The organism is Gordonia hydrophobica NBRC 16057 (genome assembly GCF_001592365.1).
Lineage (GTDB): Bacteria > Actinomycetota > Actinomycetes > Mycobacteriales > Mycobacteriaceae > Gordonia > Gordonia hydrophobica.
In genome coordinates this window covers 205,794-220,051 of sequence record NZ_BCWU01000003.1, presented here as the reverse complement: position 1 = coordinate 220,051, position 14,258 = coordinate 205,794, and the positions used below count along the sequence as shown (strand labels likewise).

15 protein-coding genes and 4 tRNA genes are annotated in these 14,258 nt (G+C 66.1%); 16 read left to right on the top strand and 3 right to left on the bottom strand.

Features of this window, described 5'->3' with window-relative positions; all coding sequences use genetic code 11:
• The first annotated feature begins 97 nt into the window (after positions 1–97).
• Both GH2_RS06860 and htpX read left to right on the top strand, forming a co-directional pair.
• Positions 98–1,117, top strand: a complete 1,020-nt coding sequence (locus GH2_RS06860) for a polyprenyl synthetase family protein (RefSeq protein ID WP_066164915.1) — start codon at positions 98–100, stop codon at positions 1,115–1,117.
• 125 nt (positions 1,118–1,242) lie between these two features.
• Positions 1,243–2,112 (top strand): zinc metalloprotease HtpX, encoded by an 870-nt coding sequence (gene htpX, locus GH2_RS06855; protein WP_066164912.1) that lies wholly within the window; start codon positions 1,243–1,245, stop codon positions 2,110–2,112.
• 194 nt (positions 2,113–2,306) lie between these two features.
• Here htpX and GH2_RS06850 read toward each other — a convergent pair whose 3' ends face one another.
• Complete coding sequence (locus GH2_RS06850; protein ID WP_066164909.1) at positions 2,307–2,798, bottom strand: YajQ family cyclic di-GMP-binding protein; 492 nt, start codon at positions 2,796–2,798, stop codon at positions 2,307–2,309.
• Between the two features lie 124 nt (positions 2,799–2,922).
• Between GH2_RS06850 and GH2_RS06845 the strand changes: the two genes are divergently transcribed.
• The 12 genes from GH2_RS06845 to GH2_RS06790 all read left to right on the top strand — a co-directional run bounded on the left by GH2_RS06845 (position 2,923) and on the right by GH2_RS06790 (position 9,155).
• Positions 2,923–3,003: transfer RNA gene (locus GH2_RS06845), tRNA-Tyr, on the top strand.
• A gap of 121 nt (positions 3,004–3,124) precedes the next feature.
• Positions 3,125–3,197, top strand: a tRNA-Thr gene (locus GH2_RS06840).
• Positions 3,198–3,232: 35 nt separating this feature from the next.
• Positions 3,233–3,306 (top strand) — tRNA-Met (locus GH2_RS06835).
• Positions 3,307–3,387: 81 nt separating this feature from the next.
• Positions 3,388–3,555 (top strand): 50S ribosomal protein L33, encoded by a 168-nt coding sequence (rpmG, locus tag GH2_RS06830; protein ID WP_066164906.1) that lies wholly within the window; start codon positions 3,388–3,390, stop codon positions 3,553–3,555.
• Between the two features lie 228 nt (positions 3,556–3,783).
• A complete protein-coding gene (locus GH2_RS06825) occupies positions 3,784–4,842 on the top strand; it encodes a fused (3R)-hydroxyacyl-ACP dehydratase subunits HadA/HadB (protein ID WP_066165481.1) in 1,059 nt (352 codons plus the stop codon).
• 144 nt (positions 4,843–4,986) lie between these two features.
• Positions 4,987–5,059, top strand: a tRNA-Trp gene (locus tag GH2_RS06820).
• Positions 5,060–5,098: 39 nt separating this feature from the next.
• Positions 5,099–5,491: a preprotein translocase subunit SecE gene (gene secE / locus GH2_RS06815; protein ID WP_066164903.1), complete on the top strand. Its 393-nt coding sequence runs from the start codon at positions 5,099–5,101 to the stop codon at positions 5,489–5,491.
• Positions 5,492–5,546: 55 nt separating this feature from the next.
• Positions 5,547–6,299: a transcription termination/antitermination protein NusG gene (gene nusG, locus GH2_RS06810; RefSeq protein WP_066164900.1), complete on the top strand. Its 753-nt coding sequence runs from the start codon at positions 5,547–5,549 to the stop codon at positions 6,297–6,299.
• Between the two features lie 92 nt (positions 6,300–6,391).
• On the top strand, positions 6,392–6,826 hold the full coding sequence (rplK, locus tag GH2_RS06805; RefSeq protein ID WP_066164897.1) for a 50S ribosomal protein L11: 435 nt from the start codon (positions 6,392–6,394) through the stop codon (positions 6,824–6,826).
• A gap of 104 nt (positions 6,827–6,930) precedes the next feature.
• Complete coding sequence (rplA, locus tag GH2_RS06800; RefSeq protein ID WP_066164895.1) at positions 6,931–7,641, top strand: 50S ribosomal protein L1; 711 nt, start codon at positions 6,931–6,933, stop codon at positions 7,639–7,641.
• A gap of 195 nt (positions 7,642–7,836) precedes the next feature.
• Positions 7,837–8,676 (top strand): DUF2786 domain-containing protein, encoded by an 840-nt coding sequence (locus GH2_RS06795; RefSeq protein ID WP_066164893.1) that lies wholly within the window; start codon positions 7,837–7,839, stop codon positions 8,674–8,676.
• On the top strand, positions 8,673–9,155 hold the full coding sequence (locus GH2_RS06790) for a TIGR04338 family metallohydrolase (protein ID WP_084247350.1): 483 nt from the start codon (positions 8,673–8,675) through the stop codon (positions 9,153–9,155). Before GH2_RS06795 ends, GH2_RS06790 begins: the two co-directional genes overlap by 4 nt.
• A gap of 11 nt (positions 9,156–9,166) precedes the next feature.
• Here the strand turns inward: GH2_RS06790 and GH2_RS06785 are convergent, their stop codons facing one another.
• Both GH2_RS06785 and GH2_RS06780 read right to left on the bottom strand, forming a co-directional pair.
• Entirely contained in the window at positions 9,167–11,215 is a 2,049-nt protein-coding gene (locus GH2_RS06785) for a CocE/NonD family hydrolase (RefSeq protein WP_066164890.1), read from the bottom strand.
• Positions 11,216–11,329: 114 nt separating this feature from the next.
• The gene (locus GH2_RS06780; protein WP_066164887.1) at positions 11,330–12,496 is read right to left on the bottom strand and encodes a glycoside hydrolase family 76 protein; all 1,167 of its coding nucleotides are present in this window, start codon (positions 12,494–12,496) and stop codon (positions 11,330–11,332) included.
• A gap of 308 nt (positions 12,497–12,804) precedes the next feature.
• On the opposite strand from GH2_RS06780, the gene rplJ reads away from it, so the two are divergent.
• Positions 12,805–13,335 (top strand): 50S ribosomal protein L10, encoded by a 531-nt coding sequence (rplJ, locus tag GH2_RS06775; protein ID WP_066164884.1) that lies wholly within the window; start codon positions 12,805–12,807, stop codon positions 13,333–13,335.
• A 105-nt stretch (positions 13,336–13,440) separates the two neighbouring features.
• Positions 13,441–13,830: a 50S ribosomal protein L7/L12 gene (gene rplL, locus GH2_RS06770; RefSeq protein ID WP_066164881.1), complete on the top strand. Its 390-nt coding sequence runs from the start codon at positions 13,441–13,443 to the stop codon at positions 13,828–13,830.
• Positions 13,831–14,258: the final 428 nt, after the last annotated feature.

Below are 14,258 nucleotides of genomic sequence, written 5' to 3'. Positions count from 1 at the left end.
CGACCAGTATGTCGGTCGCCGACAACGGTTACTCTTCTGGTGTCGCCGAACGACGATCCGCGACGTTCGGACACACCGATGGGATTGGGCCAGACACGTGAAGTCCACTTTTGCCGGACTGGATCTCGGGACCGGAGAGTTTGCCGAGCAGTTGCAGCAGGCGCTGCAGCGCGTCGAGGATCTGCTGATCAGCGAGCTGTCGTCGGGCGACGACATCCTGGTCGAAGCCGCCACGCATCTCGCCAAGGCCGGCGGCAAGCGGTTCCGTCCGATGTTCGCGATCCTCGCCTCCCACTTCGGGCCGAAGCCGGCCTGCGATGAGGTCATCACCTCGGCGACGGTCCTGGAGATGACGCACCTGGCGACGCTGTACCACGACGACGTGATGGACGAGGCCCCGCTGCGGCGCGGCGCCCCCAGCGCCAATGCCCGCTGGTCCAACTCGATCGCGATCCTGGCGGGCGACTTCCTGTTCGCCCGCGCGTCGCATCTGGTGTCGACGCTCGGGCCCGAAGCCGTTCGGATCATCGCCGACACGTTCGCCGAGCTCGTCACCGGGCAGATGCGGGAGACCGTCGGCGTCCGCGAGGGCGGCGATCCCATCGAGCACTACTTGAAGGTGGTCTGGGAGAAGACCGGCTCGCTCATCGCGACCGCGGGCCGCTTCGGCGCGTACACCGCGGGCGCCGACGAGGAGACGGTCACGACCCTCGCCGGCTTGGGTGACATCGTGGGCACCGCCTTCCAGGTGTCCGACGACATCATCGACATCGCGTCGGTGACCGGGGAGTCCGGCAAGACCCCTGGCACCGATCTCCGCGAGGGCGTGCACACGCTGCCGGTCCTGCTCGCTCTCGCGGGCGACGGGCCCGACGCCGTGCGACTCCGCGAACTCCTCGTCGACCCGGCCACCGGCGCCGCGCGTGCGCTCACCGACGACGACGAGGTGACCGAGGCGTTGACCCTGCTCGTGGACTCTGCGGGGATGAAGGAGGCGCAGGCCCGTCTGGAGGCGATGGCCGACCAGGCGCGGACGCTGCTCGCCGGTCTGCCCGCCGGACCGGCCAACGACGCCTTCAGCGCCTTGGTCGGCTACACCGTCGACCGCGTCGGCTGATCCGCGGCGCGGCGTACCGTCGTTGCTGGGACACGCATGAGTGACTGAGGTCACCGAGGCGGAACTTTAGAGCCGGTCAGGTGCGTTGACCACTGTGAGTAATCGTTTTCTGACAGTGAGGTGTCATGCATTTCAACGGCCTGAAGACGGCCGCCCTGATGGGTTTGATGTCGGCGGTCATCGTCGGCATCGGCGCGTTGTTCAACAACCCGACGATCCTCTGGCTCTCGGTGCTGCTGGCCGTCGGTACCAACGCCTACGCGTACTTCAACAGCGCCAAGCTATCGTTGCGCGCCATGCATGCGCAGCCGGTCACCGAGGTCCAGGCGCCGGAGCTGTACCGGATCGTGCGCGACCTCGCGAATCAGGCCCACCAGCCGATGCCTGCGCTGTACATCAGCCCGACGGAGTCGCCGAACGCCTTCGCGACCGGTCGGAATCCGAAGAACGCGGCGGTCTGCTGCACCTCCGGGATCATGGACCTGCTCAGTGAGCGAGAGTTGCGCGCCGTGCTCGGTCACGAACTGTCGCACGTGTACAACCGCGACATCCTGATCAGCTCGATCGCCGGCGCGATGGCCGCGGTCATCAGCGGTCTGGCCAACATGGCGATGTGGATGGGCATGTTCGGCGGCAACCGTGACAACGGCCCTAACCCGCTGGCGATGATCCTGATCGCGGTTCTCGGCCCCGTCGCGGCGATGGTGATCCAGATGTCGGTGTCGCGGTCGCGGGAGTATCAGGCCGACCAGTCCGGCGCCGAACTCACCGGTGACCCGTTGGGGCTGGCGTCGGCTCTGGAGAAGATCTCCGGCGGCATCGCAGCGGCCCCGCTGCCCCCGACTCCCGACCTGGCGAACCAGTCGCACCTGATGATCGAGAGCCCGTTCCGCGCGGGCGAGAAGCTCTCGCGCTTCTTCTCCACGCACCCCCCGACCGAGGACCGCATAGCAAGGCTGCGCCAGATGGCCCGCGACGGCGGCCAGCGGATGTGAGTCCCGAAGTCGGCCCACGCCCGAACGGTTCCCGCCTGAGGCGTGGATTCCCGCGCATTGTCAGACAATGAGCGGGACCGAACGCCTCACGCGAGAACAGTTACCCGGCGCACGAACGGGAGCGCTGGAAGTAAAAACGTGCACCGTCCGCCTCACCACCCCGCGGACGCAGTCGAGCGGAAGGGCAGAAACGACTACCGGTAGTTCACGAACTGCAGAGCAATCCCGAAATCTTCACCCTTCAACAACGCGATCACCGCTTGCAGGTCGTCGCGCTTCTTGGACGAGACGCGCAGTTCGTCGCCCTGGATCTGCGCCTTGACCCCCTTGGGGCCTTCGTCGCGGATCTTCTTGGAGATCTTCTTAGCGTGGTCGGAGTCGATGCCCTGGACGAGGTCGCCGGTGATCTTGAAGGTCTTGCCGGAGCCGACGGGCTCGCCAGCGTCGAACGCCTTGAGGGAGATGTCGCGGCGGATCAACTTCTCCTTGAACACTTCGAGGCCCGCGAGGGCGCGTTCTTCGGAGTCGGAGGAGATCACGATCTTCTCCTCGCCCGACCAGTCGATGCCGGTGTTGGTGCCGCGGAAGTCGTAGCGCTGCGAGAGTTCCTTACCCGCCTGGTTGAGCGCGTTGTCGACCTCCTGGCGGTCGACCTTGCTCACGACGTCAAACGAAGAATCAGCCATGCGCCTACACTAGCAGTGTCCTGAACAGCGGGTTTGCATGTACTGGGGGAGGTCGTTGTATTCTGATTCCCGTTGCTTTCACGAGCGAACGGGACTTGTCCTGTGCGCTTGGCGGCGGTGACACGGCAGATTGCCCGAGCGGCCAAAGGGAGCGGATTGTAAATCCGTCGCGCAAGCTACGAAGGTTCGAATCCTTCATCTGCCACTGCGAGGACTCCACTTGTGCGGAAGAAGCTGACCAGCGGTTTTGGTTAATTCCGACGCGTATGTGTAACCTCGTTGAGGCTTCTGGGAACGGAGAGATTCATCTCCGGGACTGGTGCAACGCCCCCTTAGCTCAGTCGGCAGAGCGTTTCCATGGTAAGGAAAAGGTCGACGGTTCGATTCCGTCAGGGGGCTCGCTCGGTTTTGGTCACCCGATCAGAACTGAACAGGGCGGTGTAGCTCAGCTGGTTAGAGCGCACGACTCATAATCGTGAGGTCGGGGGATCGAGTCCCCCCACCGCTACACATTCCGCCTACGCCGGTGGGACTTCGGCCCGACAGCGTGGGACCGCAAGAACTGCAAGAGCTGAAAGTAGGCAACAAAGTGGCTTCCTCAACCGATGTGCGGCCGAAGATCACCTTGGCGTGCGAGACGTGCAAGCATCGCAACTACATCACCAAGAAGAACCGTCGCAACGACCCCGATCGTCTCGAGCTGAAGAAGTTCTGCCCGAACTGCGGGGCGCACACGAACCATAAGGAGTCGCGCTGAGCGACCGCCCTGCGGGGCGCTTTGTGACTCTCGTGAAGCGAGCCACCTCCACTGTGAGGTGGCTCGCTTTATTTGTGAGCGGCCTTGGTGCAGCGGACAATGTAACGAATCAGTTTCGTTGAAGTTCTCCCGCCGGACCACTGTTGGACACCGGCCGGGCAGGTGCGGCCGGGTGAGGCCGAGTGATGTGAAGGAGATGGTGCGGTCGTGACCGACCAATTGGAGTCCATGCTGGTCGACGAGCAGTTGGAAGCGGCCGTCACGAATGAGCTCAGCGCGGAGCAGGTGGCCGAGCGCACCAAGTCGCTCGTCGGGTTCAGCTACCTCGCGGACGACTACTACGAGGTGGGCCGCGAGATGATCCGCGCGCACGCCCGTGCGGTCCAGTCCGACCACCCCGTCTTCTGGAATGAGGCGAAGGCTGCCGAGCTGGGGCACGACACCGTCATCGCCCACCCGACGTTCGTCAGCGTGCTGGGTCTGATCATGCAGCGGAGACTGTTCGAAGAGGTCATCACCGGCTACGACATGTGGCAGATCATGCAGACCGATCAGCGCCTGATCATGCATCAGCCGATGAAACCGGGCGATCGGCTGGCCTGCCGGGTCTCGCTGGAGTCGTTCCGTCAGTCGATGGGCGCAGATCTGCTCGTCAGTAAGAACGAGATCTCGAATCAGCACGGCGAGCCGGTGATCACGACGTTGACTTCGATCGTGGCGCGAGCGGCCATCGACGTCGACCCGGTGCTCATCGGCAAGCTCAACGCCGTCATGATGCACGTCGACAACGAGGGCGTCGCGGGGAAGACGGCTGCCGATCTTCCGGAGTCCGACGCGTCGTCGGCCGCCGAGCCGCAGGCGTACGGCGCCATCGACTTCGACACCCTCGCGGTGGGGCAGGAACTGCCCGCGGTGACCAAGTCCCTGACGCTCGGCAACCTCGTGAACTATGCGGGGGTGGCAGCGGACCCCAACCCCATCCACTTCTCGCCGGAGGTGGCCGACGCGGTGGGTCTGGACAGCGTCGTCGCACACGGCATGCAGACGATGGGCCTCGGCGCCACTGTCATCGGCGACTTCGTGGGCGATCCCGCGGCGATCTACGAGTACAACGTGCGGTTCACCAGCCCGGTGTACGTGCCGGCCGTCGGCGCCGCGCACATCGATTTCAGCGGCAAGATCAAATCGCTGGATCCCGAGACCCGCCGCGGCGTGATCGCGCTGGTCGCCAAGCAGGGCGATCGGAAGATCTTCGGCCGCGCGCAGGCGATGGTTCAGTTCAACTGAGCCGTGCAGACGGGGCGAGTTGGGGTGAGCGGCACGTTTGCTCTACACTCGTTTGAGTCTGATCGATCAGGCTGCGCGCTGCCCCGAGGGTGGCGCGTTGGTCTTGTTAGGGTTAGACGAGTGCGGGCTGACGGGTCCGCGCAAAGGGGCGTAGCTCAACTGGCAGAGCAGCGGTCTCCAAAACCGCAGGTTGCAGGTTCAAGTCCTGTCGCCCCTGCCCATCAGGGCACTAGCAGACGAAGGGATCGGTGAGAAGGTGGCCAAGCGAGATCGCAAGGCTTCCGGCGACGTCAACGACGACCTCGAGGTCGACGCGGATCTCGCTGAGTCCGACTCCGCCGAACTGCGTCCCAGCGGCAAGCGCTCAGCGCGTGGCCGTCGGAGTGCCGGTTCGGGGGCTGCCACCGCAGTCGCCGAGCGTACGACCGAGACCCCAGCGACGGGGACCGGCACCAGCCGGAACCCGTTCGTGCGGATCTGGATCTTCTTGAAGCAGGTCGTCGCCGAGATGCGCAAGGTCGTCTGGCCGACGCGCAACGAGATGATCAACTACTCGATCGCCGTCTTCGTGTTCGTCGTGATCATCACGGCGGCCATCGCAGGCCTGGACATCGGGTTCGCCAAGCTGACCCTGCTGGTGTTCGGCTGACAGGCAAGTACCACAGGGCCGTAGGCCCGAGTGACCAACGAAGGAGCGTGGGGCAGTGAGCACCCCGGAGAACGAGATCGAATCGCCGGAATTCGGTGACGAGACCCCCGAGGCCACGCAGCCGGACACGGCCGCAGCGGAGGCCGCCCCAGCTCCCGCAGCACCGACGGACGACGTCGACCCGGTCGCCCAGCTTCGCGCTGAGCTCCGTCGGCTGCCCGGTGAGTGGTACGTCATCCACTCGTACGCGGGCTACGAGAACAAGGTGAAGACCAACCTCGAGACGCGTGTTCAGAACCTCGACGTCGGCGACTACATCTTCCAGGTCGAGGTGCCGATCGAAGAGGTCACCGAGATCAAGAACGGTCAGCCGAAGAAGGTCAACCGCAAGGTTCTTCCCGGCTACATTCTGGTCCGCATGGAACTCAACGACGAGTCGTGGAGTGCTGTGCGTAACACCCCCGGTGTCACCGGCTTCGTAGGCATGACCTCGCGTCCGTCGCCGCTGACGATCAAGGAAGTGGTTCAGTTCCTGATGCCGCGCGCCGAGGTCCGCAAGGCGGAGGCCGCTAAGGCCGCTGCTGCTGCGGGCGAGAGCGTGGAAGCCGCGATCGCCGCGTCGTCGAACGTGGTCGAGGTCGACTTCGAGGTCGGCGAGTCGGTCACCGTTATGGACGGTCCGTTCGCCACGCTCCCGGCGTCGATCAGCGAGGTCAACACTGAACAGCGCAAGGTGAAGGTGCTCGTCTCGATCTTCGGTCGCGAGACCCCGGTCGAGCTCGGCTTCAACCAGGTCGAGAAGCTCTAACACCCGATGCGCCGCGGCGGCAGCGCCGCGACATCACAGAGACTTCCGCGTATCCAGCGTGCGCGGATTTGTAAGGAAAAAGGACAAGAGAGATGCCTCCCAAGAAGAAGAAGATCGCCGGGATCATCAAGCTCCAGATCCAGGCGGGCCAGGCCAACCCGGCACCGCCCGTGGGTCCGGCGCTCGGTCAGCACGGCGTGAACATCATGGAGTTCTGCAAGGCGTACAACGCGGCGACCGAGTCGCAGCGTGGCAACGTCATCCCGGTCGAGATCTTCGTGTACGAAGACCGTTCGTTCGACTTCAAGCTCAAGACTCCGCCTGCCGCCAAGCTGCTCCTCAAGGCTGCTGGTCTGCAGAAGGGCTCAGGCGAGCCGCACGTCAACAAGGTCGGCAAGGTCACCATGGACCAGGTCCGTGAGATCGCGAAGACCAAGACCGAAGACCTGAACGCCAACGACATCGACGCCGCCGCGAAGATCATCGCCGGTACTGCGCGTTCGATGGGCATCACGGTCGAAGGCTGATCAACCCCGACGGGCGAGTCCCGTCGAACCCACCGTGGGAGGGCCGCGCTCGGCCCAGTAACCACTAACTCTCGCTCGCCGAGCGAGGAGAAGGAACAGAGCACATGAGCAAGAAGAGCAAGGCCTACCGGGCCGCCGCTGAGAAGATCGACCGCGAGAAGCTGTACAGCCCGCTGGAGGCCGTCGCTCTCGCGAAGGACACGTCGTCGAAGAACACCGACTCGACGGTCGAGGTCGCCGTGCGCCTCGGCGTCGATCCCCGCAAGGCCGACCAGATGGTCCGCGGCACCGTCAACCTGCCCAACGGCACCGGTAAGACCGCCCGCGTCATCGTCTTCGCTGCAGGCGACAAGGCCACCGAGGCCGCTGCCGCCGGTGCGGACGAGGTCGGTGCCGAGGACCTGATCGAGAAGATCCAGGGCGGCTGGCTCGACTTCGACGCCGCGATCGCCACTCCCGATCAGATGGCCAAGGTCGGCCGTATCGCGCGTGTCCTGGGCCCGCGCGGTCTGATGCCGAACCCGAAGACCGGCACCGTCACCACCGACGTGACCAAGGCCGTCAACGACATCAAGGGCGGCAAGATCAGCTTCCGTGTCGACAAGGCAGCCAACCTGCACTTCGTCATCGGCAAGGCGTCATTCGACGCCGAGAAGCTGGTGGAGAACTACGGCGCGGCGTACGACGAGATCATGCGTGCAAAGCCGTCGGCCGCCAAGGGCCGCTACCTGAAGAAGATCACGATGTCGACGAACACCGGCCCGGGCATCCAGGTCGATCCGTCGGTCTCGCGCAACTTCGCCGGCGAGGCCTGATTCTCGGGCTTCCCTAGCAAGCGCACCTGACAAAGGCGCCTCCCGCTTCTGCGGGAGGCGCCTTTGTCGTGTCTGCTGCCGTATGGGGAAACGGTGGGTCGAGGAGGCGGCAGAATCGTGAGGCTGTGGACAGCGTGCCGGAGCCTGTGGACAACGGGTTCGCTCGGTGTCGGTCGCAGTCACTACCGTGGCATCATGCGCGACGACAAACTGCTCACCAAGATCGGCGGGCTGCTGAGGCAGGCCGAGGGGACCGACAACGACCACGAGGCCGAGGCGTTCATGGCCGCGGCGCAGCGATTGGCGACGGCGGCGTCGATCGACCTGGCGCTGGCGCGCGCTCACGACCCGGCGGCGCGGCGGACGGCGTCGCCGATCACGCGACAGGTGCAGATCGGCAAGGCCGGCAAGCGGGGGCTGCGGACGTACGTGCAGTTGTTCGTCCAGATCGCCCAGGCCAACGACATCACGTGTGACGTCGCGTCGAACTCCACCTTCGTGATCGCCTACGGTTTCGAGGCCGACATCGACGCCTGCGAGGCGCTGTACACCTCGCTGGTGATCCAGATGGTGGCTGCGAGCGACGCCTACCTGAAGTCGGGCGCGTACAAGGGGGAGACGGCCCGCCAGGTGGTGACCAAGGGCACCGGGTACCTGTGGCGACGCGTGGTGGAGGAGAAGGCGCTCTCGCCCATCACCGCCCGGTTGAACTTCCAATCGGCGTTCGCGAGTCGGATCGGCACCCGGCTGCGTGAGGCGCGCGACGAGCAGCACGCCGAAGCGATCAGGACCGAGCCCGTTGGGGCCGGACCCGGTGCGCGGTCGGTCTCGACCGCGGTCGCGATGCGGAACAAGGAGCTCGAGGTCAAGGACTTCTACCGCACTGCATCGACGGCGCGGGGAACGTGGCGGCCGAACCGGGCGACCGCCGGCTATTCGACGGCGGCACGGCAGGCGGGCGACCGCGCCGGGCGGCGCGCGAAGATCGGGGCGGACCGAGAGTTCGGTGGCGCGCGAGGCGTTCTGGAGCGGTGAGTCGGGACAGCGCGAGATCACGCGTCTACGACGCCGAGCGGATGGTGCACCGGATGCTCGACCGCGCGGGTGGGACGCACACCGTCCAGATCGCGGGAGCACAGCTCACGGTCCCCGCGGATGCGCGATTCGGGTCCGTAGACGACGTCGCGGCGTACGTCGGGCGAGTGCTCGAACTCGGTCCGGTGCGCGAGCGGTTCCCGCGCGCACGACTGCCGGTCGCCGTCCGGGTGCGACGCGGCCAGCGCGCAGCGCACTACGAGCGAGGCGCCGCGACCATCGCCGTCCCCGAGGACACCGAGGGACGATGGGCATTGCGCGAGCTCGTCGTCCTGCACGAGATCGCTCATCACCTCGACGACGTCGGCGATCCGGCACACGGACCGTCGTTCGTCACCACGCTGATCGACCTGGTCGAGTCGGTGATGGGCCCGGAGGTGGGGCTGATCTACCGGGTGGTGTTCGACGGGGTCGGATAGCGGAGCGCGGGTCAGCGGGAGCCGACCGTCGCGGCCACCACCGGGATCGGCTCCGCGCCCAGATCGCCGTCGGTCTGGAAAGTCAGATAGCTCGGCTTGGCCGGGTCCAGGACCAACTGCTGACGGCGACCGCGGGCCTTGATGAGGTCCGGCACGATCGTCAGGTAGCGCGGCAGGCTGGCTGCGTAGACGTCGACGCGCAGGCGGTGACCGGGCTCGAGCACCGCGTCGGTGGGCACCAGATCGACGTCGATCCGGACCGGCTCGTCCGCAGGCACCGGCAGGCGCCGCTCGCGGGACAGGTAGTGGTAGGCGTCGAGGAGGACGCCGTCGTCGTTGTACGTGGACCGGGAGGGGTCCAGGGCGCGGTTCGACGCCGTCAGCGCGCCGTTCGTGAGCACCGTGGACCGGCCGTCGGGAGCGACGTCGTTCACGGTCACCGTCCAGATGCCCTCATGCGCCGTGGTGGACACGTTGAGTCGCAGGTTCATGGCACCGGAGATCTGGGTGCGCCGGGCGACCGCCTCGCTGGTGAACGAGAGCGCCGACTCCTCCTGGAAGCTCGAATCGGTGCTGAACCGCTCGCCGAGCGCGATCGAGAGACCCGCCGTGACCTGCGAGAGATCACGGGAGACGAAACCGCGCAGACTCGGGCGCACCCGCAACGACCGCCTGCGCGACGCCGGATTGCTGCGCAGGCTGCCGTCGTGCTGCGTGTGCATCGCGGTGCCGGTGGGCTCCTCGGTGAGGAACAGGCGCCGCGGCGCCACCTCCTGGCGCGGGAATGACGGCCCGCACGACCATCCGCCGCCCTGCTGCTCCAACGTGACCGGCCCGTACGACTCCACACCGTTCTCGACGCCCTTGAGCCAGCGGTCGAACCAGGCGCGCTGCAGGACGTCGAGCCGCGGCGGGGTGAACGGACGCTGGTGGTCGCATCCCGGATCCAGGTGGTAACCGTCGGCGATCAGCACCTGCTTGCGACCCGGTTCCATCTGCAGTTTGGAGTACACGCGGGTCGCGCTGCGACCGAAGAGGTCGTGCCAACCGCCGACCGTGAAGGTGGGACAGGTGATGTTCTCGATGACCGGATCGCGATCGGCGAAGTACGGGTCGTCGAAGATCCGATCGTCGCGGGCGGTGAGGAATCCCCACACCAGCGCAGGCATCTCGGTGGCGGGTGAGGCCATCCGGGACGACAGCCAGCGGTACGCGTCGCCGCGGAGGACGTCGGCGACGGCGGTCGCCGGGTTCGGCACCCACTTGAGTCCGTTGACGAGGGCCAGCCAGAAGGGGATGAAGGCGGACGGCATGCCGCCGGTGATGTAGATGTCGCGGACGATGTCCTCGCTGCCCTCCACCGCGAACACGGCCTTGAGAGCGTCGGGACGCAGCGCGGCGGTCTGCAGGGAGTTGATCGCCGAGTACGACCACCCGGTCATGCCGACGCCGTCGGCGTACCAGTCCTGACGCGTGATCCAGTCGATCACCTCGAGGCTGTCCTGCTGCTCACGCGGCCCGAGGATCTGCCACTTGCCGTGCGAGGTCCCGGTGCCGCGCACGTCGACGAGAACCTGCACGTAGCCGGACCGGACGAGATCGCGATTGACGCCGAAGACGTCCCACAGGCCCTTGCCGAACGTGCGCGTCATCCGAGACAGCCCGGCGAGCGCGCCGTCGTCGGTGGTGAACGTGGCGCTGGCGGTCTTGACGGTCCGTCCGATGACGGGCGTGTGCAGCGCGTGGTCGACGCCGTCGAGGAGGGCGCGGTTGTACGGGTTGACGTTCAAGATCGCGGGCAGCGGAGTGTGAATCGGCTGGCCGAACCGATTGGCCGGGCGGACGATCGTGGCGCGGAGACGGACCCCGTCGCTCATCGTGAGTCGAACGCTGCGGTCGATGTGCACGCGTGGATAGCGCTTGTCGCCGTCGACGGCCTGTCGCCATTCGAGTGCTGCGGCCCCACCCGCAGCATCGGAGTATGTGGGTGCCGGCATCAGTGTCGGCCGGTGGTTCGGTACGGCGAAGCGACCTTCAGACACGTCGTAGTCGAGCGTCATTCCTGGTCCCCCCTTTGCGATGTACGGAGCGGTTCAGCCCGTCCGCGCCGATGCCTCTTGTGTCGTGCATCACGTGGACGTCTCACTAATCTAAAACGATTGAGAGCCAGATTGTTAATCCGGGTTTGCTGAACCGGTGTGTTCGCTTGACCCGATTGTGACTGAAACCGCAGCTTCGAGGGTCATTCCGGCCGAGATCTGGACTGACAGATCTCGTTCGGGAGTTTGCGAGGACGAGACGGCTCCGCCGATCTTTCTCGCTGCGCGGCCGGAATCGTCGGGCACGCGAGCGGGTCTTCGCCAGTCGGGGCCGAACACCGGCAACCCGTCGCGGGCGACGGCCCGGTGCTCCCAGACGGCGTCCGCGCTGTGGAGCACGATCTGCGCGGCGCGCGTGCGCACCTCCCGCGCGGACTCGGGCAGGTCGGTGGCGACCAGGGCGAGGTACCGGGCGAGGATGCCCGCGAACAGTCCGCCGTCGCCGCCGCCCGCTCCGACGATGACTCCGTCGGTCGTCAGCTGCGCGGTGACCGCCCGGACCAGGGCGTCGATCCGATCGAGATGGACGTCGTCGCCCGTGATGCGGTACGCCTCCACCTCGGCGCCGAGCGCGACGCCCTGGCAGTACGTGAAGGCGGTCGAGTCGAGCTCTCGCGATCGGTTCGAATCGACCCGCAGTCCGTCGGCGATCAGGCCCGACGGCAGCAGTAGTTCGCGATGCATCCAGTCGGCCATCTCCACGGCGCGGTCGGGACGGCCGGTGCGGGCGAGCAGGACGGCGCCCGGCCCGTTGGCGGGTGCGTTGAAGAACGTGTCGCTGGTCCGCCACGGGATCCCGCCGCCGAGCGCGGGAGCCCATGCGTTCGCGATCGTCGACGTCAGCGCGCGCCGCGCCCGCCGATGCGACCGGCCCAGGTGTCGATCCACCCGTTCGACGGCCAGGCCCATCCACGCCATGTCGTCGTAGTACCGATTGGTCCAGCGCAGGCCGTTGTGCAGCAGGATGCCGCGCAGCAGGGCGACGGCGTCGGTCGCGCACCGGTCGTCGTCGCGGTGGATCGCGCCGTCGACGAGCAGGTCCACCAGGTGGGCCTGCCACCAGTAATTCCAGGACGCCGTCAGTCGGTCGCGGCACCGAGCGTGCGCAACGGGAGGCCATGCGACCGCACCGATCCGCGTGCCCGGAATCACGCCGAGGAGGCGTCGGACGTGGTGGACGGCGATCATCGACTGCGCGGCAGCGGCGCGGTCCTGTGCCTGCGATTTGGATTCGACGGCCATGGGGGTTAGCCTATTCGTCGGTGCAGTGAGCCCGGCTCGCTGCGTCAGTTCAACCAGAGACCGTTGGTTGTCGGACGTGTTCCGATCGAAGGCCCGATGAGAGTCGGCGGCCCACGCAGGATGAACGTGGTGAGACTTTACTCGTGACGGCTGTGCCGTTGCCGTCCTGTGCGCCCCGTGCTTCCTGCCCGGGGCGCTTTCCTTTTCGCCGGCGCCTCGTCGAGCGCCCCGCCTCCCATCGCACAGTCTGGATATCCGCGCCCCGGTCCGCCGGGACGCAACGAATGTGACACGAGAGGAGGCGAAGTATGGCTAAGGCTGACAAGGTTTCTGCCGTTGCAGAGATCGTGGACCAGTTCAAGGACTCGACCGCTGCGGTGATCACCGAATACCGCGGACTCACGGTTCCGCAGATCCAGGAGCTGCGTCGTTCGCTCGGCGAAGGCGCTGTCTACTCCGTCGCCAAGAACACCCTCACCAAGCGTGCCGCCGCAGAGGCGGGCGTCGAGGGTCTCGATGACCTGTTCTCCGGTCCTACCGCCATCGCCTTCATTGAAGGTGAGCCGGTGGTGGCCGCCAAGGCGATCAAGACGTTCGCCAAGGACAACAAGAACCTGGTCATCAAGGGCGGTTACATGGACGGCCGTGCGCTGTCCGTGGCTGAGATCGAGCAGATCGCCGACCTGGAGACCCGCGAGGTGCTGCTGGCCAAGCTGGCAGGCGCGATGAAGGGCAACTTGGCAAAGGCCGCAGGGCTGTTCAACCAGCCTGCATCGCAGGTCGCGCGTCTCGCCGCGGCTCTGCAGGAGAAGCAGGCAGCTGCCGGCGACGCCGCGTAGTCGTTTGACTCCACTGGCTCACGCGGCTGCCGCCGAGGGAGCCCCACCCATAAACCAACCTGCGACGCAGGTTCCCCGCATAGGGATTAACGGAAGGACGCCATCATGGCGAAGCTCACCGCTGACGAGCTCATTGACCAGTTCAAGGAACTGACCCTGCTGGAGCTCAGCGATTTCGTGAAGAAGTTCGAAGAGGTCTTCGAGGTCACCGCTGCTGCGCCGGTCGCCGTCGCCGCTGCAGGCGCTCCGGCTGCCGGTGGCGCCGAGGCTGCTGCCGAGCAGGACGAGTTCGACGTCGTCCTCGAGTCGGCCGGCGACAAGAAGATCCAGGTCATCAAGGTCGTCCGCGAGGTCGTCTCGGGTCTGGGCCTGAAGGAGGCCAAGGACCTCGTCGAGAGCGCTCCGAAGGCTCTCCTGGAGAAGGTCAGCAAGGAAGACGCCGAGGCTGCCAAGGCCAAGCTCGAAGAGGCCGGCGCCAAGATCACCCTCAAGTGATCGCACGTGCCTGAGGCACGTCGTCGCGACTGAGTGACACGACAGAGGCCCACGGGGAAACCCGTGGGCCTCTGTCGTGTTTTGTGCACCCGGACGACGACCGCCGGGTGAGAGCGGCTCAGCGAGGCGTTCAGACCGCACTACGACGCATGCCGAGAAGGGCGCGTCGACGATTATTCCCGGAAGTGAGGTAGCTCTCGTCGAGTGGCGTCTCCCGCTTTGGAGCACGACGATTCTTTGTGTATTCTCAGCTCACCAAAACGTTACTGGCGGGTACAAGTACTTTTGCGGCGGTTTGCCTCCGCTGGACCGAAGTACGACGAAAGCCCCCGGTGCGTTAGAGTGACCGCAGCCACAGCCTGTCTGGGCGAGTGGTGGCGGAAACTCTGTAGGGGGAGCGGCGCGCCTCGCACCTCATACGCGGTACT

What these genes read in the sequence shown, in the direction of transcription:
- rplL (WP_066164881.1), top strand. Translation starts at nt 13,441, where the DNA reads ATGGCGAAGCTCACCGCTGACGAGCTCATTGACCAGTTCAAGGAACTG.
- rplK (WP_066164897.1), top strand. Translation starts at nt 6,392, where the DNA reads ATGCCTCCCAAGAAGAAGAAGATCGCCGGGATCATCAAGCTCCAGATC.
- htpX (WP_066164912.1), top strand. Translation starts at nt 1,243, where the DNA reads ATGCATTTCAACGGCCTGAAGACGGCCGCCCTGATGGGTTTGATGTCG.
- rplJ (WP_066164884.1), top strand. Translation starts at nt 12,805, where the DNA reads ATGGCTAAGGCTGACAAGGTTTCTGCCGTTGCAGAGATCGTGGACCAG.
- rplA (WP_066164895.1), top strand. Translation starts at nt 6,931, where the DNA reads ATGAGCAAGAAGAGCAAGGCCTACCGGGCCGCCGCTGAGAAGATCGAC.
- GH2_RS06825 (WP_066165481.1), top strand. Translation starts at nt 3,784, where the DNA reads ATGCTGGTCGACGAGCAGTTGGAAGCGGCCGTCACGAATGAGCTCAGC.
- GH2_RS06785 (WP_066164890.1), bottom strand. Translation starts at nt 11,215, where the DNA reads ATGACGCTCGACTACGACGTGTCTGAAGGTCGCTTCGCCGTACCGAAC.
- GH2_RS06795 (WP_066164893.1), top strand. Translation starts at nt 7,837, where the DNA reads ATGCGCGACGACAAACTGCTCACCAAGATCGGCGGGCTGCTGAGGCAG.
- GH2_RS06850 (WP_066164909.1), bottom strand. Translation starts at nt 2,798, where the DNA reads ATGGCTGATTCTTCGTTTGACGTCGTGAGCAAGGTCGACCGCCAGGAG.
- GH2_RS06780 (WP_066164887.1), bottom strand. Translation starts at nt 12,496, where the DNA reads ATGGCCGTCGAATCCAAATCGCAGGCACAGGACCGCGCCGCTGCCGCG.